Here is a 19,277-nt window from a genome sequence, read left to right on the forward strand (position 1 = left end):
GTGCTATTGGTCGAAGGCGATGTCGATGGAATCGCTGACCGGGACGGCCTGGCACGCCAACGTGAGCCCAACGCGGATATCCGCGTCCACCAGCGTGTCGTTGCGGAGCATTTTGACCTCGCCGCTGCGCACCGTGCAGGCGCAGGCGCTACATGCTCCTTCGCGGCACGAGAAGGGCGCGTCGTAACCCTGGCTCAGCAGCACGTCGAGGAGCTTCGCATTCCGTGGCCACCGTAACTGGATCTTCCGGCCACCCAACTCCACCGTCACGCCTGCCGGAGTCTCACCATCGGTGGGCTCGGCTACCTCGATATCGGCGAACGGATCTCCGGAAAGGGACCGGTACAGCTCGATATGGAGCCTGGAGTCGGGCACGCCGATGGTGCCGAGAGCAGACCGCGCGACCTCCATGAACGAGGCCGGCCCGCAGACGAAGGCGTCATATGCCGAATAGGCCCCGAGGGAGTCGATCAGACCGTTCACCGTCGGCAGCCCGCGTTCGGATTCCAGCCAATGTTCCACATTAAGCCGATCCGGGAACTCACGCATGATGTCGTCGAGTTCGTCGCCGAAGATCACCGACTTCTCGTCCTTGTTCGCGTAGAACAGGTAGACCGTGCCACTCCCGCCGATCAGCGTCGACTTCGCAATGGAAATCATGGGCGTGATTCCGCTGCCCGCGGCGACCAGCAATAGATCGACGTCCAATGATTTCGGGACGAACACCCCCGACGGAGTCAGAACCGTGAGCCGCATCCCGACCTCGGCGTTGTCGCACAACCAATTCGAAGCGTATCCTCCGGCGGTTCGCTTGACTGTCACCACCAGGTCGTCGTCCAGGTGGGGGGAACTCGACAGCGAATAGCATCGCGCCACCGCCCCGGTCCGGTCGCTCGGTACACGTATCGTGAGGAATTGCCCGGGATGGTATTTGAATTTAGAGACGAGCGCCTCCGGGACTTCGAGTACGAGGGAGGCCGCATCACCTGTTTCGCGGATGACTTCGACGACTGTGAGATTGTGAACATGCGTGTTGCCGTGCCCGGTGCCGGCAACGTCGGGCCGGGCCGCGGTCGTACTATCTTCTTCTGACATTTCGCGTCGTGTACCTCGTTGGACAGCGCGCTTCATCGACAGCGCGGTTCAGGGCTACTTTCGATCGAATTGGGAGGCGATACGGGACCGACTCGCGAGACTCGCCGCGATGTCCTGGTAACGCGGCCCGAGAATCCGCGGAATCAGGTCGAATCCCCGCGCGTCGGGGCCGATCAGCACCCGTGGCCGGTTTCGCTCGATACCCCGGACGATAGCCCGAGCCGCACCCTCCGGCCGGGTGAACGCGATGCGTTGAAACTGCCGGCTCGCCTCGGCACGTTCCTCTTCCGACTCACCGGCACCGCGTGCGTGGGCGACGATATTCGTCTTGATGCCGCCGGGATGAACACACGTGACACCTACCGGATATCGCCCGATCCGCATTTCCTGCCGCAGCGCCTCCGTGAAACCCCGAACGGCGAACTTTGCGGAGTTGTAAGCACTTTGCGAGGGAACGCCGATCAGCCCGAAAACCGACGAGATATTGACAATATGGCCGTCACCGGAGGCCACCAGATCCGGAAGGAAGGCTTTGGTGCCGTGTGCGACCCCCCAAAAGTCGATGTTCACGACCCATTCGAAGTCTTCCCAGGACATGTCGATAATATTGGCGCTCAGGGCGACCCCGGCGTTGTTGACGACCAGATTCGCCTCACCGAATTCCTTCCGTACATCGTCGGCATACGCATAGACCTCGTTGCGATCGGAGGTGTCCACCTGGTATGGAACCGCGATTGCTCCGATCTTCTCGCACCGTGCGGCGGTGTCGGCCACCGCGGCAGAGTCGATATCCGAGAGGGCAAGCTTCGCCCCTCGGCGCGCCAGGTTCAATGCGAGCGCGCGGCCTATCCCCGAACCCGATCCGGTGATGACAGCAACCTTGTTCTTGAAGTCCTTCATGGTTTCATTCCTTTATCGACGCTGTCATACCGATTCGGCAAGTCGTGCGTCTTCTTTTCCGGTGAGTTCGGCTACGCGTCTGTCAGGCCCGGATGCGTCACCGACACGAATTTCAGGCAGCGGACCTTTCGCGCTCGATTTGCTCGAGCAAATCGTCCGGAAGCGACCGCGACCACTTGTAGAGGCGAGTTGTGACAGGCCCACGAATCATTCCGACTTCATGGAGGTAACGAACCAGCGGCTCCGACCGGAAAATCGCCTGAGACCGGTATTCTTTACTCGTCATCGCGGTCAGGAATCCCTTGAGCGGATGAATCCCGACCGATCGGTACACTTTCGGATTTACCAGCACCGGCTGAACCAGCATGTTCTGCAGGGCGAACAGGCCCCGGTGCCATGCATTGGCAGCTTTACCGCGGGCCTGAATCGCACGGACCAATTCCTCCCGCGCGTAGGTGATGTGACGCGCTTCCTCCAGGATGTGGATCTTCATCATCTGCCGCAGATGAGGCTGCAGCTCGGGATCGTTCATCGCTTCGCGCTGGAACCGGTCCAGCAGTTCCTCGATGAGCAGGGTGCCGGCCAGGACGGACGGCCCACGCGGAATGAAACCCATAACACGGTATAGCCACGTGAGCGCCGAGGGTTGCCGATACGGCTCCAGCTCGCTCAGATTGACCAGGCGGCTGAACATCGTCGAATGCCGAGTCTCTTCGGCGACTTCGGCGAGTGCGTACCGGCTGTGATCGTCGGTCATTTCGTCGCTTTCGAGCACGCCGCGCAACAGCATGGTACTGAGCCCGACCTCGGCCATGATCCCGAAACTGAGAATCGCCACCATCTCGTGCATGCCGAGAGTACGACGCTGCTCGTCGGTCAATGTGGCCCAGAGCCGGCTTCCGTACAGTGTCTGCCGGTGATCGGGGATCCACTTCTTTTCCGGATCGAGCGGTGCGTCCCAGTTGATGTCGAGCTCACCGTCATACGAGCGATCGGCCGTCGAACGCAACAGACGCTGTGCCGTCTTCTGCCGATCTCCGACATTCTTCAGGGTTGTCGTGGAGATTCCGGCGTTGTTGACGACCGACCGGGGCGCTTCTACTTCGAATGTCGTCATGAGTGGGTTTCCTTATCTTCAGCCGACGATTGCGGCGGAAAACCTCGTCGGTACCCGGAGTATCTGATACCGCTGGTTCGCATAGTGTGCGCGCCCGCCCGTATCGGTGTCAAGGTTCTTTCACCCCCGATCGGCCGTCTCGTCACGCGCCGGCGGCAAGCACCTGCCCAGCCGCAGCACCGCGCGTGCCGTTCGGCCGTTGAACAGCCCCGATTCGAGTCCGAACGCGACGAGCTCCCCCGTCAGGCAATTGACCCGCGCCCGGTAGTTCCGGCTGGTGTAGGCCGCCCATACCGCCCGATACGGGTTCAATCCGACACTCCGATAGATCTCCGAACTGATCAACCCGGGGCCGACCCGCACGATCCGCACCGCGGCGAAGATTCCCTGCAGCCTGCTCCACAGCCGGCCTGTGCGCCCGAGCGCATCCTCGAGTTCATCCCAGGCGAACGCGATATGCCGGTCGCGCGCACCGGAATGCACTTTCAGCACCTGCAACACATGCGGCTGCAACTCGTCTTGCTCGGACACCTCCCGCGATACCGCGTCCACGAATTCGTCCGCCAGCAGGCTCAGCACTTGGGTCATCGGCCCGGCCGGCGTCAGAAGTACGGTGTGCGCCAGGCGGTCCGCTCGCAGGCGCTCGATGTCCGGGGCGACTCCGGCATGCTTGATCAACCGGCCGAACATGGTGACGTTGCGCGAGCGATCGTTGATCATCGACAAGAGGAACCGAGATCGATCGTCGACGAGAGCCTGCTCGATCGCGATCGTTCGGAAGGTGAGCATCGAGGCCGCGGTCTGGAGGCACATGGCTGTCGCGAGAAGGGCCACCAGTTCCCGCTTTCCGAGTTCCGTGCGCTGTCGCGGGGTCAGCGACTTCCACAATCGGGTTCCGTACACGGAGATCAGGGAGTCCGGCATCCACGCGGTTCCGGGTTCAGCGGGACGATCCCAGTCGACGTCGAGTTCGCCGTCGTAGGTATCTTCCGCGACGGCGAAAAGTAGTCGCTGCGCAGCGCGCTGCCGGTCGGCAACGCTCTTTCTCCGCGTCACAGGACCACCGATCGATGTCACAGGGCGGGGAAACCTACTGGTCACGCCATTGGTCATCGCCGATTCACCGTTCCTCTCCATGGGTGTACCTCGCACCGGAATCTCGTAGGAACCGACAAGCAGGTTCGCGGACCACGAGTATCACATACCATTGGTAGCACTGACTGTGAGCGTCACCGCGCTGGTTGTCAATGGGCCGGCATGCCCGCCCGCGGTGGCCGACGACCGAAAGGACTGCACATGACGAACCGGTTCCCGCACAGCCCGCACGAGGATTCGGACTACATCGGCGAGGCCACCATCGTCATCCGCGGCACCGAAGTTCCCGCACATGTGGAGATCAAGGGCTACCGCGAGCCGATCGACGGCATTTTCCGCTGGATCGGGCGAATATCCCCCAATGAGCAATTGACCGAGATCCTCGCGAACCAGACGCGAGTGCGGGCGACGATCCGCACCTCCCACGGTGCGCGCGACGCCTTCGTCGGAGACCCCGACCCGTGGAACCGCTACCGCATCATCGGCAAGAGCACGCCGCCCTATCACGTGCCTACCGAACCCGATCAGGGCGAGGACGGGTCCGCGTAACCACGGGATCGCCACTGCGGAACGGGGTCCGATTTCGGCGAATCGCTTGACGTGGCGTGTGACCGAGCGCACACTACGAACCCAGCGGTATCAGCTACCGATGGTAGCGCCCCCCGGGTACTGAGGAACCGGGCTCAGACTGGTCCTCGCCCGAGGATTGCCGCTGTGAATTCTGCTCGCTCCGCTGGACAAAGAGGTTTCGCAGTGGCGGCCATACACATCGAACCACCCCCCGTTCATGATCGGACTCCCGAACCGTCCACGCCTCTGCCGCCGCTCCCTCCGCAGTCCGACGGCGAGGCTTCGGCCATCGCGATAGCCCGCCGCAACTTCTCCGAAACCGTCGGCGAAGCCCTGCGCACCTTCGGACGCCTGGTCGACATGGCCTGGGAAACGCTGCGCGGCATCGTCACCGACATGCTCGCGTTGCGCTTTCCGGGGCGCGAAATGTTGCGCCAGGCTTGGTATCTGGTGACCGTGACCACGATTCCCGCAATCCTGATGGCCGTGCCGTTCGGAGTCGTGGTCTCGGTGCAGATCGGAAATCTGATTCATCAGCTCGGTGCCGACTCGCTTGTGGGCGCCGCGGGTGGCTTGGGAGTGATCCAGCAAGCAGCGCCCATCGCGACCGGCTTGCTGCTGGGAGGTGCCGGCGCCTCCGCGATCGCCGCCGATTTGGGCGCCCGGACGATTCGTGACGAGATCGACGCGTTGCGAACGATGGGGATCAACCCGGTGAATCGGCTCGTCGCACCACGCGTGGTGGCGATGCTGATGATCGCACCGCTGCTGAATGTGCTGATCATCTTCGTCGGAATCGTATCCGGTTATGCGATCGCCATCGGCCCGCAGCACGTCACTCCCGGTAGCTACTGGGCTACATTCGGATCCTTTGCCGTCGTCACCGACGTGTGGATCTCGCTGGCGAAGGCGATGCTGTTCGGGTTCATCGTGGTGATCGTCGCCTGCCAGCGCGGATTGGAGGCCAAGGGCGGGCCGAGGGGAGTTGCCGACGGCGTGAACGCCGCGGTCGTCCTCTCGGTGGCGGCGGTCATCGTCGTGAATCTGGTGATAACCCAGGTCGTCACCATGTTCCTTCCTGTGCGGGTGGCGTGATGGTGGCGACGTCGTACGCACCGCGCGGCTTGCGCTGGGCCCGCAACCTCGCCACCCGGCCCGAGCGAATACTGGCACCGATCGAAACCGTCGGATTCACAACGGCTTTCGTCTGGCATACGCTCGCGTCGATACCGTTCACACTGCGGCGTTACCGGGCACAGACCATTCGCACCATCACCGATATGACGTGGGGCCGCGGTTCGGTGATCGTGGGGGGCGGCACGGTCCCGGTGCTCGTCATCCTCGGGCTCGCGATCGGCGGTGGTGTCGGCATTCAAGCCTTCGCCGCACTGGACATCCTCGGGCTCGGCCCCGTCACCGGTGTGGTGTCGGCATTTGCGAACACCCGAGAATTGGCCCCGATCGCCGCCGCGATCGGTTTCGCAGCACAGGCCGGCTGCCGCATGACGGCGGAAATCGGGGCCATGCGAATTTCCGAGGAAATCGACGCATTGGAATCGCTCGGCCTCAAATCGATACCGTTCGTGGTCACCACCCGGGTGATCGCCGGCGCCGTGGCGATCGTGCCGACCTTCATCATTGCCCTGATACTCAGCTACCTCGCCTGCTCGGCGGTGGTCGTCGTGGTCCACGGCTCCTCTCCCGGCGTGTACAACCATTACTTCTTCCAGTTCACCAGTGGTTTCGACCTCATCGCATCGGTCGCGAAGATTCTGGTGTTCGGGATTGCCGTCATCCTGATTCACTGCTATTACGGCTTCTTCGCCGCAGGCGGTCCCGAGGGCGTCGGAATCGCATCGGGACGGGCGGTGCGTGCCAGCTTCGTCAGCATCATCGGTCTGGACATGGTGCTCACGCTTCTGCTCTGGGGGATCAATTCCTCCATCGAATTCACCGGGTGATCGAATGCGCGACTATGCCATGCCAGGAACACCGGTGCGCCGGCGCACGGCGGCCGTCATCGGCACCGTGGTCGTCATCGCCGCCGTAGCGAGCGGATTCGCGATCGACACCGATCGCGGCCGAGCACCGCAGAACCGGATGCAGGTGCATCTGCGCACGGAACAGTTGGGCGAAGGAATCGTCGAAGGTACGGCCGTGCGTCTCGACGGTGTGGTGGTGGGGGCGGTCGATGGCATCTCGAGCCTCGACCGAGGCCGTCAGCTTCTGACTCTGGACCTCGACCGAGATCGGATCGCCGGTATGTCCGACAATCTCGACGTCGCCTACGCTCCGTCGAATCTGTTCGGCATCAGCTCGGTCGTTCTCGGACAAGCAGGCGCCGGCAGTCCATTGCACGACGGAGAAGTGGTCGACCTGACCGGCTCGAAGGCCGCCGACGTCAAGGACGAAACCCTCGGCCGCCTGCTCCGCATGCTCAGCGACACCACTGTCGAGGTGCTGACCCCGCAGCTCACTCAATTGATCACTCAGCTCAGCGGCGACCTGCGGCAGTTCACTCCCTTTCTCCGGTCGATCACCGTCCTGAGTCGGACAGTGGCCGATACCCAGCGTTTCGCACCTTCCTTCCTGATCGACCGTTACGGTTCCCTGGCGGGCGGCATCGGCCGATTCAGCTCAGCGACAGTGCAATTGCTCGCGGCCGTTCTCGCGATCCCGATCTTCACCGACGACCATGCGCGATTCGACGCCACCATCGATATGCTTGCCGCACAGGCTTTTCCGGGCATGGGCGCGATCGGCGACGTGTCGAAAGAATACTTCCACGGTTATACCGAACTGTTCACTCCGACCGTGCAAGCTCTCGCCGGCACCGTCCCGCGGCCTGCCACATCGAAGGCGGAATTGTCTGAACTGCTGGCGCGTCTCGATCGAATGTTCATCGATACGCCCGGCGGGTCCGCCCTCAACGTCCGTGTCGTCCTGCGCGGACTTCCCGGACTGGCCGTGCCGCTGTTCGGACCGGTGCAGGGGGGTCAGCGATGAGGCAACTCTCCATGCGCGCTATCGCACTGCGCCTGACCATCTTCGCCGCCGCCGTGGCGGTACTGCTGGTCCTCGTCGTGCAAGCGATTCAACGTCCGGTGTCCGGTGACACGATCAGCCTGCGCGCTCTCTTCACCGATGCCAACGGCCTGAAGACCGGCGACGACATCCGGGTCTACGGTGTCGCGGTCGGAAAGGTCACCGCAGTCGCTCTGGACGATCAGCAGGCCGCGGTGCAGTTCACCGTCCTGCGATCGCGTCCGGTCTACACCAACAGCGTGCTCGCAATCCGCTATCAGTCGCTGGCCGGGCAACGGTATATCGACATCCGGCAAGACCCGAATCCCGGTGAACGGCTGACGGACAGCGCCACCATCGGCACCGAGCACACCGTCCCGTCGTTCGACATCACCCAGATGTTCAACGGCTTGAAGCCTATTCTCGACGAGGTATCGCCAGGATCGGTCAATAAGTTCGCGGAAAATGTCCTGGCGGTTATTCAAGGCGACGGTTCGGGAATCGGGCCGGCCTTGGACTCCATCGAAGAGCTGAGTCGCTACGCCGGCGATCGCCAGGCAGTCATTTCGACGATCATGAGCAATCTGGGCGAGATATCCGGACAGATAGGCGGGCGCTCGCCGAATTTGGTCGTCCTCCTCAGAGGGATAGCCGACGTATTCACCGTATTTCAAGCAAAGATCGACGGGCTGATCGATTTCGCCGAGGTGGCACCATCCGCACTCGGCCCGCTCAACAGTCTCATGGCCACCCTCGGGTTCACGGAGAACAACAATCCCGATCTTCGCAATCTTTTTCCCGACCCCGCGGCCGCGGTCGATATGTTGAACAAACTTCCCGGGTTGCTGCAGGCCATGGCCGCGATGATTCCCACTCCGATGCCGTCGGGCCAACCGGATCTCACCTGTTCGAAGGGCAATGCCGATCTACCCGGTGTCGTCCGCGTACTCATCGCCGGCCAAAGGATCGCGATTTGCAAAAGCTGACCGACTCCCCTGCCGCCCTTTCGCCGCGCGGACCGCTGTCGAGGCGGGGTAAACGTTCGAAGCAGACCGACGGCCGTACCGGAAAAGACAGCGGCACGCGGCACCTTCGACTCGGCATCGCCGGGGCAGTCGCCCTCGTTCTGGTCCTGCTGGCCACGGGTCTCGTCTACGTGATACCGGTGGGAAAATCGACATATTCCGCCGACCTCACCGAGGCGCAATCGATCACGACCGGCTCCGAAGTCCGGATAGCGGGAATCACGGTCGGCAAGGTTACCGGCCTGACCCTGTTGCCCGACCGGGTGCGCATGCGGTTCACGGTCGGGCACAACATCTTCGTCGGGAACCGAACCACCCTGGACATCAGAATGCTGACCGTAGTCGGCGGCCACTATGTGGCGCTGACTTCCGCCGGTGATTCGCCACTGGGCTCCACGCCCATACCTGCCGACCGCGTCCGCCTCCCCTACAGTCTGGTGCGCAGTCTCCAGGACGCCGCGACCCCGATATCACAGGTCGACGCGGGCACATTGCGGGAAAACCTCACTGCGATGCAAACATCGCTGGCGAAGAGCCCCGACGCCCTCCGCGATATGGGCAGGGCACTCCAAACGTTGACATCCGTGCTCGATCGCCAGCGAGCCGACGTCTCTCGAGGACTCGACGTCGCAGACGAATTCCTGGGCGCCCTGGACAAGAATCGATCCCTGGTCGGGACCTTCGTGCGAAAGATGGGTCGGCTGGAAACCCAAGGTCTGGCCAAGAAGGCGGAAATCACCGAAGCCTTACACATTACGGGTGAACTGCTGTCTCGAATCGCCGCGATCGAGCCGACGTGGCGCGAAGCCTTGCAGCCCGTCGCGCACAAACTTACCGAAGCGGCACCACAGATGCAGCAGTTGATCGGCAAACTCGACCAATCGCTGGCTGCGCTACAGAGTCTCCGAGATCGCCTCACGGCCGACTTGGCCCCCACGGGAGGCCTGTCGGTGGACCATTCGAACGCCGAGATCGTCGCACCGGGAATATGTATTCCGACAGCGGGACGGCGGTGTTGAGCGTGAAACGAATTCTCGCCACTCGTGGTTTCATAACGCTCGCGGGTGCCGCTGTGCTCGCAATTCTGGTCGTCGGCACGTATCTCGTCATCGCGCAACCTACGAAGCAGAAACTCTCGTACTGTGCGGTCATGCCCGATGCCGTCGGTTTGTACCAGGGCAACCAGGTCACGATGCGCGGCATCGCGGTAGGCGCGGTGACCGCCATTCGCCCGGAGGGGCACGGAGTGCGTGTCGATTTCACCGTCGCCGCCGACCACCCGCTGAAAGGCGATGTCACCGCCACAACCGTCTCCGACACGCTCGTGGCCGACCGAGAACTCGCGGTCCTGGGCGACGGCACAACGCCGGCACGGTGGCCGAGCGATCGCTGCATTACCGAAACCTTCACGCCGAAAAGCATTTCCGAATCGCTCGCCGCATTCACGAAACTGACCAAAGACCTCGGCGGCAGTGATCCACAAGCCTTGCGGCGCAGCCTCGACTCGATCGATGCCGCCACGTCCGGGACCGGCCCCAGTCTGAAGGCATTGATCAACCAGATGGGCCGAGCACTCAGCGGCCCGGATGCGGCCATCGGACATATCGGTGCGCTGATCGATGCCACGGCATCGCTCAGCAACGCCGTCGCCGACAATTGGGAGGACATCAAGATAGCGCTTCAGCAGGCGCCGGAGGGCCTGACCTTCATCAACGAAGTGTGGGATACCACCACCCAGATCATCGACTCACTCGAAGTGATCTTCCCGTGGCTCAACGATCTCTCGCGGGAGTACGGCCGCCCGCTGCTCAACGCCCTCGACGCCTCCGGCCCCGGTCTGAAACTTCTGGCCGCCAATGTCGGCAGCATTCAGCAGCTCCTCGATCTCGTTCCCCCGATTCTCGACGCCATGGAAAGAACCGTCGATCCAGTCACCGGCCGCGTCGTGGTCAACTACGCGCCTCCCGCGGTGGCGCTGCCTGCGCCTGCCTCCGCGCAGGTGTGCTCGGCGATCGGAGAGCTGGATCCGGGCCGGTGCCCCGGCACATCGAAAGGCATGACCGAGATTCCACTGCTGCCGCTGGTCCTCCGATTGTCAGGGGCACGATGAAAAGGCTGATTACCGTGGTTGTCGCCACACTCGCCATCACCGCCACCGGTATCTCCGGCTGCGCCTTCGACCCGTCGTCGGTGCCCGTGCCCGGCACGTCGGTCTCCGGGCCGACTTATCGGCTCGACATCGAATTCGCGAATACGCTCAATCTGCCGGCCCGCGCGAAAGTGATGGCCAACGGTGTCCGCGTCGGCACCGTGCATTCGGTGACCGTGGTGGATCCGGCATCCGGCAATCCCGGATACGTGTCGGCGGCGATCGACATTCAGAAGTCGGTCCGTCTACCGGTCGACACGACCGCACAACTTCGCCAGAACACCATCCTCGGCGACATCTTCATCGGGCTCACGATTCCCACGACCCCCGTCACGCGAATGCTCGCACCCGGCAGCACCATCCCGATCCAACGGACCCAGCCACCGCTACAGATCGAGGACTTGCTGGCGGGACTGTCGACCTTCGTCACCGGCGGGGCGATTCAACGCTTCCAAGACATCGTCGACAGCACGAATTCGATCCTTCCGGACCAGCCGCGCGACACGGCACGCATCTTCGGCACGATCGGACAGAACGCCCGCGATCTCGCCACCCACCTGGATACGATCGATCGATTCCTCGGTGCCGTTCAGCAAGATATGCGTGCCGTCCTCGACAACCCGAAGGCAATCGATGACCTCCTGTCCGAAAAAGGGGCGAGTCAGGTTCCCGCAGATGCGAATTCACTGGTCCTCACCCTCGGTTTGATCGGCGGCCTCGGCATTGTCGGACACGCGGTCGCCTGGCTGGCACCGTTCCTGCGCGCGAGCGACTCCGCAGCCAAGGCCCTGGTTCCGCTCTTTCTCTCCACGGACCATCCACTCGATCTCACTGCGCCGTCGAACCTCAACGGGCTCGTGAAATTCCTGCGCGACAAGCTGATTCCGTTCGGAGAAAGCCCGGCGGTGAACATCGGCACGATAAGCACCGAGGACGCCGGCCAGGCTGTACCGGCCGACGTTCAGATCGACAGCGTGATAGCGACATTGCGGATGATCGGAGTGGTTCGGTGAGCAGACTGGGAACCATCACCTCGTTATCGGCCATAGGCGCCATCCTCGTGATCGGATCCGGCTATTTGACCTTCGGCATCGCGAAGGTCGGCTGGCCGACGCATTCACCGCACACCGCGACCATGCTGCTTCCCGACTCCGGCGGGCTTGTACCACATTCGAAGGTGCTGCTGTCCGGAATCCGGATCGGACAAGTCACAGACGTCGACCGGGATGCGACCGGAGTCAGCATTACGATGCGAATCGACGGTCAATACGGAATACCGGCCGCTGGTCCGGTCAGCATCGAGAACCTGTCCGCGCTCGGCGAGCCTTATATCGAATTCACGCCGACGGCCACCGGTGAGCCATATCTGCCCGACGGGGCCAGAATCGAGGCCGCACGAGTGTCGCGACCGATGTCGATGTCCGATCTCGCTCAGCAGGCCACTGCCCTGTTACAACAGGTCGACCCGGATACCGTCAATTCCGTCGTCTCGACGCTGGTGGAAGGGTTCGCCGGCAGCGAAGCCGTCATGCCCCAGCTCGCACGCTCCACCCAACTCCTGGCCGCGACCCTGCTGAGCCGCACCGACACCATCCGACGGATGCTGGTCGACCTGCAGGCTCATGCCGACGACATGAGCTGGACCGGGCCGGCACTGTCGGAAGCGGCAGGCCCGTGGGCTGCCTTCGGCCCCAAGGTCGGCCACGTGATCGACTCGTTCGCCAAGATCATCCAGAAGGGCGACGTCCCCGCCGACTACACGATCGACAAACCGGATGAGATCGGCTTGATCCCGCTCCTGAATCAGCTCTCGTCCCGTGTCACACGAATGGGACCCGACATGCTCGCGCTGTTGCCGGTCATGTCTCCGATGGCAACCAGTGGTGCGAATGCACTGCGTCATCTGGACATCAGCGCCCTGATCGAACAGGCCCTGCAAGCCACCAGTGCCGATGGTGCCCTTCAGCTCCAAGTCAACGTCAAGTAGTGACAGCTCGGGTCACGTAGTTACAGCTCGGATCGAATGGATTGCGGAGGCGAGAATGCCCACCACGGAAACAACACCGCAGACCGGCGCCGAACAGTCAGCCGAAGGCGAGGAGGAATCGACGACGAAGGTCGTCTCCACGCCCACGGCGGCCGGCCCCCGCAAGAGCGATCGGCGGTCGGTCGCCATACCGTTGAGCACTATCATCACCGGATCGGTGACAGTGATCGCGATCGTCGCCGCGGGAATTCTCGGTGGTTTCCTGGTATCGGCTCGCAGTGACATCGCCGATCGCGATCGACAGGCTGCGGATTCTCGTCATGCCGAGCAAGTAGCGACCAATTACGCGGTGGGAGCGGCGACTATCCGTTTCGACGATATCGGTGCCTGGATCGCGAGGCTCAAGGCGGGAACCAGCCCGCAACTTGCGAACAAGTTCGATGCGACCGCGCCGAAACTCGACGATATTCTGTCTCCCCTGAAGTGGACCTCGACCGCGTCGGCGATCGCCGCGAAGGTCTCGTCATCGACCGACGGAACGTACAAGGTGGACGTGTTCGTCAATGTGTCGTCGACCAACGCCCAGAATCCCGACGGCGCGCAAACCACAGTGACCTACAACGTGACGATCGACAAGAAATCCGACTGGAAGATCACCGACGTCGGTGGCGTCAACGCCGCGTTGCCGACGAAATGATCCGATCTGTCTGCGGCCGCCCGGGGTAGCAACCTTCGGCTACGAGTGCGCAGTCCCTGCGGGGGACTGTGGATTCTTCGGTGTTTCCGGCTGGTCGACGAGATCACCACCAACGACCTGCGCGCCCTGGTCGAGCACATGCTGGTCGAGGCCCCGCGACCGCGCCCACCCGGGCCGTCACCGCAATCCACACGCCCACGGCTACCACAGCAGAGGGCGGAACGTCGACCAGAATCAGGCTTCGGGAGGTCCTCCGCAGTTTCAGCTTGATCGAATGTTTTTTCAGCAAATAGCCCGATTTGTAGCAGATATTGTTGACGCCATCGACGCAGGTGACAAAAATTATTGATGCCCAGTATTACTGGGTTCGGGGCCTAGGTGGGGGCTCGATGATTGGAAGTTCAAATGTTTATCAAGAAACTGGTGGCAACCGCGCTATTCACCATCGCCGCCACAGCGGTCGCCACTGTCACTGCGAATGGACAGGCCGGGATTGCGGATCTCAGCCTGAACGGAGTCGACGGCGCCGTCGCATACACGACCAACCTCGCTGCCGACCACTCGCGCGCTACGGTCGATCTGGCCTCCGGGAAGTTCAGTTTGGCACCGGATGCCATCACCGTGACGGCCGACAACGGTTCGGTGGTCGGCACGATACCGACAACACTGCGCATGCAGACCGGTGAAGCATTCACCGTCACGCCCACCCTCGACAGCACGGGCACCGTGCTGACGCTGACACCGGTCAGTGCGCCGACGACCCACCCGGTCGCCGCACCGGACCAGCTGAATGGTCTGCTCCACAATGCCCTGTTCATCGGGGCCGCTGTGGGCGCAGGCATCGGCTGCGCCATCGGCATCGCCATCGGGATCTGGTTCTTCGTGGTCGGTGCGGTGGTCGGCTGCGCTGTTGGTGCCGCTATCGGCGCCGCGATCGGCTTCTTCGCTCCCGTTCCGTGATCGCGGGGGATGAGAGTCGAGTCGATGCACACGGTTGTGCCGGGCGGTTCATCAAACCAACCGGCACGACCACGACTCACCGGTGTGACCCCTCGGCCGATCGGCGCCGTGTAGGCCGCACCACGGCTGTCGGTGAGGGCAGCCGATGGACTTCCCGGCACCCTGATATCCCCGGACTTTGCCGCCAGGATGTGTCCGACCGTGCTGGTCGCCGACATCAGTGCCGTCGATCCCGCGGTGGCGGCCATCGTATGTGGTTGGCGGGGCAGCGGAAGGACACCAGAAGGACAGTCGAAAAGAAGAGAAAGTCGGGCATGCTGGAAACATGAACGCGTCTAACAACTTACAACGACGCCAGATCGAAATTCGCTGTCCGACAAGGGAGTTGAACCCGCCTCAGACGAGTGCGACAGGGCCCGCCGCAGCGCCTGGCGGACTACTCATCGCTTCCACGATGCTATAGGGCGCTGATGGGGATCAAGCCGGTGTCGCCGACGCGGGCCGAGGGGTCGGTTCCGCGGAACACGAAAGCCGGCCGGAGCCATATTGCCCCGTAGCAGACCGGGGAGAGCAAGGCAGCGCGATCCCCATCTGCGGTAGCGCGGGGCCGCGGTAACCACATGTAAGAGGAGCCCGGCGACGGCCTCTCGGGCGTCGAGACGGACTGCCGCGCTGCGGTTGCGGAGTTCGAATCGCCGCCGAGCGGGAGACGGTGATTGCAGGGGTTGAAGGGGGTTTCCATGACTACCGTTCTGAAGATGCTGCTGACAGGCCGGCATCTCACGAGCCATTCGGACTTTCTGGCCGCATACGACAGGTGCGCCGCGCAGCTGGAGCCTCCTGTGCCGCCAGGATACGGTCCCGCGAGGACGCAGTTCTATCGATGGCTTTCGGGCGGCCTGGTGGGGCGTCCTCGCGACTATCACTGCCGTGTGCTGACCGAAATGTTTCCAGGCTGGACGATCGAGGAGTTATTCCGGTCGTCCGATGACGCACCGACCGCCGGCACAGCGCGTGAGTCGGCGCTTGCCGCGGCGGATAGCGAACTGGCGGCGTTTCTCGGGGCTGAGATGAGCGTCCAGGGAGTCACGCTCGTGTACCCGACATTCGAGCTACAGCTGCGGCCCGGCACAACGCGCCCAGCCGCTGGGCGGCTTCACACATCCGCCATCTCGGGCAAGGTCAGCGCCCCGGGCCCCGGCCGTAGTCGGAATGCGTTCGCCGCCTTACCGGAAAACGACGTGCGCGCACTGCTCTACGTGGCATCTGCGCTTCAGCGTCGCACCACCATGTCGATCGACATCCGCAGTGACCGTGACGCCGTCACATGCAACGACCGCCCTTACGTCAGCTTCGGACTCGCATGCAACGGCTGCACACGTCTGTATCTGGAAAGTACCGAGCATCCGCTGTTCACCCTTCACCGCAACGAGGCCTACGACGGTTGCTGTCCCGGGCAGCTCGAATTGACCAACGGCAACACCTACGACCTGAGCGGGGATCACACCATCGGCGTCATCGCACGAGCGCGGCCGAAGCCGAGGCTGCATCCGGACCGATACTGGATCTTCTGCGCCGGATCAGGCGCGCGCGGCACCGCCGGGGCAAGCTGGTACCTTGCCAACCGCTGGAGCCTCCTGCAACGACGTGCCGGTGATCGGGAGTTCGTCGCGGTGATCGCTGTGGGCGACAACTCCGACGAAGCGACCCGCATAGAGCATCTGATGATCGATTCCGCATCCTGACCCTGCGGGGCCGGTCGGTGAACTGGCGAATACATCAGCTGACAACAGCACGGTTGTTGCCATCGGTAATGGCTCGAACTCTCAACCGACTGTGTTACGCGCGTCACATAAAAGTGTGCGGTTCGGACCCTCACGTTAATCTGACGCGGTAGCTTCAAGACACGGTCTTATACCGAATGACTATGGGTCGTTTCGGAGTGGGGTGGTCTGCGGACGGCTCGATCCCCGAGGGGATTGAGAATGGACGACATCGAAGAGCCGCTGGCCCGGGCCTGGCTGAAGGCCCTGGCCCCCCGCGGTGCGGTTCCTCAGCCCGCACCGTCGGCGCAATTCACACTGCGAGCTCTCATCATGGATCTTCTCGGCGCGCTGCGCGCGGATCCGTTCGATGCATCGGCAGGCGTGCAGGTCGGACGAGCCCTGGTCGCGGCACAGTGGACCGATGAGCACGTTCCCCGGGTCTCCGCGCGGGTTCTGCACCGACTCGTCGACCACTGCCCACATCCCGACGCCACCGCAAGGATCGCCGAACTCCTCAGCGCGATCGGGCAGGGACACCAAGCCGGGTTGTGTGATCTCCGCAGCCTCGACCACACGCATACCACTCCGGAGCGTGAGGCCGACCCGAGCCGCACAGACGACTGGTTCCGACTGGTGTTCGACAACATCGCCGCCGCGGTCGCGATCGGGAACACCGAAGGCACGCTACTGCAAGCCAACAACGCCCTGGCGGAGATGATCGGAGTGCCGGCCCAATCCCTGCAGGGAATATCGATCTACGACTTTTCCCACCCCGAAGACAAGGAACACATCCATCACCTGCTGTTCGAGACGCTCGTTCCGGCCCGATCCGGCACAGTCAAACTGGAACGCAGGCTGGTGCGCGCGGACGGGACCATCGGATGGATTGCCTTCGCGATCACCTATGTCCAAGGAGCCGGCGAAAGCCCCGACTACCTGCTAGCCGTGGGCTCCGACGTCACCGAGCAGCATCAGCGGCACGAAGAATTACACCGCCAAGCCCGCCACGACCCACTCACCGGCCTACCCAACCGCCGCCTGCTCACCGAACGAGTCCACGAACTGATCGCCACCGCGCACCCCGGCGACCGCGCCGGGTTCTGCTTCATCGACCTCGACCATTTCAAGACACTCAACGACCAGTACGGTCACCACATCGGCGACAAAGCGCTCGCCGCGGTCGCGGCCCGCCTACGCCGCAGCGTGCGCGACCAGCACTGCCTGGTCACACGTATCGGCGGCGACGAATTCGTCGTATGCATCCCACCACCAACCAACACGTCCAGCACTTCGGACATCGCCGACCGGCTGCTGTCGGCGCTGGAGGATCCGATCGTCATCGACGGTCATACCCTGGCGATAGCGGCCAGCATCGGCGTCATCGTCACCTCCCTCGCCGGGGCCGACACCGAATCTCTTCTGGCGGCAGCCGATGCGAGCCTGTACAACGCCAAATCCAACGGCAAAGGCCACTGGGTACTCAAAAGTGTAGAAACCCTCCCATGAGCGGCCGGCGCGACCGGAGTCACCTGCAAAAAAACCGCCACGGGTATGGGTCAGCCGACGGGCTGGTGGCTACGGACGCGTGGACCGGTGTGTACGGGAAGGCGCTCATAACCGTGGAGCGTGAACAGGGGGCGGCGGGTGGGCGGATCGGTCAATCGCAGATCCGGAAAGGTTTCGACGAGCGCACGCAGAGCATGGACTGCTTCCATCCGAGCCAGACCGGCGCCCAGGCACACATGAACACCGCTGCTGAAGGACAGATGATCACCGGCGTTGTGCCGGGTGATGTCGAAACGGGCCGGCTCCGTGAACACCGCGGCGTCACGGTTGGCGCCGGCCAACGACAGCACCACGGTCGAACCCGCGCGCAGCCGGATTCCGCCGATCTCCAGCGCTGTCCGCGTGGTCCGTGCGGTGGTCTGAACCGGCGGATCGATTCGTAGGATTTCCTCGACCGCGTTGGGCCAGAGATCGGGTTCGGCACGCAACCTGTCGAGCTGCTCGGGATGGCGCAGTAGCCAGGTGATGCCTTTGCCGATCAGGTTGACCGTGGTTTCGAAGCCCGCGGCCATCAGCATGGTCGCCGAGGTGCACAGTTCGTGGGTGGACAGATCGCTTCCGGTGACAAGGTTGCTGAGGATGTCGTCCCCGGGGTTGGCGCGGAGGCGTGCGATGTGCGTGAGAAGGTAGTGATGCACGCGCTCCGAGGATTCCATCGCCCGCTGATGCATCCGCCAAGAGATCCCCAGGTCGAGCAACGGACTGATGTCGTCACCCCAACGCAGGAACATCTCGCGGTCGGCGTCCGGGAAGCCGAGCATCTCCGAGATGATGGCGATGGGCACCTGCGCGGCGTACTGCGCCACCAGATCAGCGGGACCGTCGTCGGGAAGCGCCGCGAGTAGTTCCTCCGTGACCGCCTCGATCCGCTCACGCAGCCGGGCGACGGCGCGCGGGGTGAAGGCCGCGGTGACGGGCTTGCGCATCCGCGTGTGCGCGGGCTGGTCGATCACCAGCATCGACGGAGGATCCACCGGGGTCGGGGGGAGCGGGCGGCGCCGCAGAGCCCGCAAGACGGGGCGGGGCGCGAGTTCGGTCGGTACGCCGACACCGAAACGCTTGTCGCGCAGTATTTCCCGCACCGTCTCGTGATCGAAGGTTATCCATACCGGGTGGGCCCGGCGCAACCCACCTGTCCCACGCATCTGCTCGATCAGAGCGTAGGGATTCTCGATACCTTCCCTGCCGCCGATCAACCGGGCGAACAGGTCACCGCGACGCAGCTGCACCTTCTTGAACAGAAGGATCACCCCGTGGTTGTTGACCCACCGATACATGTACTGCGGTTTCATCGAGCCCTCCGTCTTCGGCCTGTCGCATCCCCTG

The 19,277-nt window shown here is 63.2% G+C and carries 18 protein-coding genes; 13 read left to right on the top strand and 5 right to left on the bottom strand.

What is annotated here, in order from left to right; translation table 11 throughout:
* Positions 1–3: 3 nt before the first annotated feature.
* The 4 genes from IRT45_RS25540 to IRT45_RS25555 all read right to left on the bottom strand — a co-directional run bounded on the left by IRT45_RS25540 (position 4) and on the right by IRT45_RS25555 (position 4,168).
* Entirely contained in the window at positions 4–1,095 is a 1,092-nt protein-coding gene (locus IRT45_RS25540; RefSeq protein ID WP_194808432.1) for a ferredoxin--NADP reductase, read from the bottom strand.
* 54 nt (positions 1,096–1,149) lie between these two features.
* Entirely contained in the window at positions 1,150–1,995 is an 846-nt protein-coding gene (locus IRT45_RS25545) for an SDR family oxidoreductase (RefSeq protein ID WP_194808413.1), read from the bottom strand.
* Between the two features lie 112 nt (positions 1,996–2,107).
* Entirely contained in the window at positions 2,108–3,112 is a 1,005-nt protein-coding gene (locus IRT45_RS25550) for a diiron oxygenase (protein ID WP_194808414.1), read from the bottom strand.
* A gap of 120 nt (positions 3,113–3,232) precedes the next feature.
* Positions 3,233–4,168 (bottom strand): diiron oxygenase, encoded by a 936-nt coding sequence (locus IRT45_RS25555; protein ID WP_194808415.1) that lies wholly within the window; start codon positions 4,166–4,168, stop codon positions 3,233–3,235.
* 240 nt (positions 4,169–4,408) lie between these two features.
* Here IRT45_RS25555 and IRT45_RS25560 point away from each other — a divergent pair, with 240 nt between their 5' ends.
* The 13 genes from IRT45_RS25560 to IRT45_RS25620 all read left to right on the top strand — a co-directional run bounded on the left by IRT45_RS25560 (position 4,409) and on the right by IRT45_RS25620 (position 17,891).
* On the top strand, positions 4,409–4,756 hold the full coding sequence (locus IRT45_RS25560; protein WP_194808416.1) for a DUF4873 domain-containing protein: 348 nt from the start codon (positions 4,409–4,411) through the stop codon (positions 4,754–4,756).
* Positions 4,757–4,960: 204 nt separating this feature from the next.
* Positions 4,961–5,872 carry an MlaE family ABC transporter permease gene (locus IRT45_RS25565; RefSeq protein ID WP_375540154.1) on the top strand — a complete coding sequence of 304 codons (912 nt, stop codon included), beginning with the start codon at positions 4,961–4,963 and terminating at the stop codon, positions 5,870–5,872.
* Positions 5,872–6,738, top strand: a complete 867-nt coding sequence (locus tag IRT45_RS25570; RefSeq protein ID WP_194808434.1) for an ABC transporter permease — start codon at positions 5,872–5,874, stop codon at positions 6,736–6,738. The genes IRT45_RS25565 and IRT45_RS25570 overlap by 1 nt, the downstream gene beginning before the upstream one ends.
* 4 nt (positions 6,739–6,742) lie before the next feature.
* Positions 6,743–7,783: an MlaD family protein gene (locus tag IRT45_RS25575; RefSeq protein ID WP_194808417.1), complete on the top strand. Its 1,041-nt coding sequence runs from the start codon at positions 6,743–6,745 to the stop codon at positions 7,781–7,783.
* Positions 7,780–8,787 (top strand): MCE family protein, encoded by a 1,008-nt coding sequence (locus IRT45_RS25580; RefSeq protein ID WP_228535058.1) that lies wholly within the window; start codon positions 7,780–7,782, stop codon positions 8,785–8,787. The genes IRT45_RS25575 and IRT45_RS25580 overlap by 4 nt, the downstream gene beginning before the upstream one ends.
* A complete protein-coding gene (locus tag IRT45_RS25585) occupies positions 8,775–9,845 on the top strand; it encodes an MlaD family protein (RefSeq protein WP_194808418.1) in 1,071 nt (356 codons plus the stop codon). Before IRT45_RS25580 ends, IRT45_RS25585 begins: the two co-directional genes overlap by 13 nt.
* A 53-nt stretch (positions 9,846–9,898) precedes the next feature.
* Positions 9,899–10,936 carry an MlaD family protein gene (locus IRT45_RS25590; protein WP_194808419.1) on the top strand — a complete coding sequence of 346 codons (1,038 nt, stop codon included), beginning with the start codon at positions 9,899–9,901 and terminating at the stop codon, positions 10,934–10,936.
* Positions 10,933–11,988 (top strand): MlaD family protein, encoded by a 1,056-nt coding sequence (locus IRT45_RS25595; RefSeq protein ID WP_194808420.1) that lies wholly within the window; start codon positions 10,933–10,935, stop codon positions 11,986–11,988. The genes IRT45_RS25590 and IRT45_RS25595 overlap by 4 nt, the downstream gene beginning before the upstream one ends.
* Before the next feature lie 122 nt (positions 11,989–12,110).
* Positions 12,111–12,962: an MlaD family protein gene (locus tag IRT45_RS25600; RefSeq protein WP_228535080.1), complete on the top strand. Its 852-nt coding sequence runs from the start codon at positions 12,111–12,113 to the stop codon at positions 12,960–12,962.
* Between the two features lie 55 nt (positions 12,963–13,017).
* A complete protein-coding gene (locus IRT45_RS25605; RefSeq protein WP_228535060.1) occupies positions 13,018–13,659 on the top strand; it encodes a hypothetical protein in 642 nt (213 codons plus the stop codon).
* A gap of 393 nt (positions 13,660–14,052) precedes the next feature.
* Positions 14,053–14,619: a hypothetical protein gene (locus IRT45_RS25610; RefSeq protein WP_228535062.1), complete on the top strand. Its 567-nt coding sequence runs from the start codon at positions 14,053–14,055 to the stop codon at positions 14,617–14,619.
* A 740-nt stretch (positions 14,620–15,359) separates the two neighbouring features.
* Complete coding sequence (locus tag IRT45_RS25615; RefSeq protein ID WP_194808422.1) at positions 15,360–16,364, top strand: hypothetical protein; 1,005 nt, start codon at positions 15,360–15,362, stop codon at positions 16,362–16,364.
* Positions 16,365–16,604: 240 nt separating this feature from the next.
* Positions 16,605–17,891 (top strand): diguanylate cyclase domain-containing protein, encoded by a 1,287-nt coding sequence (locus IRT45_RS25620; protein ID WP_194808423.1) that lies wholly within the window; start codon positions 16,605–16,607, stop codon positions 17,889–17,891.
* A 50-nt stretch (positions 17,892–17,941) separates the two neighbouring features.
* Here IRT45_RS25620 and IRT45_RS25625 read toward each other — a convergent pair whose 3' ends face one another.
* Complete coding sequence (locus tag IRT45_RS25625) at positions 17,942–19,243, bottom strand: cytochrome P450 (RefSeq protein ID WP_194808424.1); 1,302 nt, start codon at positions 19,241–19,243, stop codon at positions 17,942–17,944.
* Between the last annotated feature and the right edge of the window lie 34 nt (positions 19,244–19,277).

Source organism: Nocardia sp. BSTN01 (assembly GCF_015354405.1).
Lineage (GTDB): Bacteria > Actinomycetota > Actinomycetes > Mycobacteriales > Mycobacteriaceae > Nocardia.

Bases quoted from the DNA above. Each gene is read 5' to 3' on its own strand.
- IRT45_RS25580 (WP_228535058.1), top strand. From the start codon at position 7,780: ATGAGGCAACTCTCCATGCGCGCTATCGCACTGCGCCTGACCATCTTC.
- IRT45_RS25540 (WP_194808432.1), bottom strand. From the start codon at position 1,095: ATGTCAGAAGAAGATAGTACGACCGCGGCCCGGCCCGACGTTGCCGGC.
- IRT45_RS25570 (WP_194808434.1), top strand. From the start codon at position 5,872: ATGGTGGCGACGTCGTACGCACCGCGCGGCTTGCGCTGGGCCCGCAAC.
- IRT45_RS25575 (WP_194808417.1), top strand. From the start codon at position 6,743: ATGCGCGACTATGCCATGCCAGGAACACCGGTGCGCCGGCGCACGGCG.
- IRT45_RS25595 (WP_194808420.1), top strand. From the start codon at position 10,933: ATGAAAAGGCTGATTACCGTGGTTGTCGCCACACTCGCCATCACCGCC.
- IRT45_RS25625 (WP_194808424.1), bottom strand. From the start codon at position 19,243: ATGAAACCGCAGTACATGTATCGGTGGGTCAACAACCACGGGGTGATC.
- IRT45_RS25605 (WP_228535060.1), top strand. From the start codon at position 13,018: ATGCCCACCACGGAAACAACACCGCAGACCGGCGCCGAACAGTCAGCC.
- IRT45_RS25620 (WP_194808423.1), top strand. From the start codon at position 16,605: ATGGACGACATCGAAGAGCCGCTGGCCCGGGCCTGGCTGAAGGCCCTG.
- IRT45_RS25615 (WP_194808422.1), top strand. From the start codon at position 15,360: ATGACTACCGTTCTGAAGATGCTGCTGACAGGCCGGCATCTCACGAGC.
- IRT45_RS25600 (WP_228535080.1), top strand. From the start codon at position 12,111: ATGCTGCTTCCCGACTCCGGCGGGCTTGTACCACATTCGAAGGTGCTG.
- IRT45_RS25545 (WP_194808413.1), bottom strand. From the start codon at position 1,995: ATGAAGGACTTCAAGAACAAGGTTGCTGTCATCACCGGATCGGGTTCG.
- IRT45_RS25550 (WP_194808414.1), bottom strand. From the start codon at position 3,112: ATGACGACATTCGAAGTAGAAGCGCCCCGGTCGGTCGTCAACAACGCC.
- IRT45_RS25560 (WP_194808416.1), top strand. From the start codon at position 4,409: ATGACGAACCGGTTCCCGCACAGCCCGCACGAGGATTCGGACTACATC.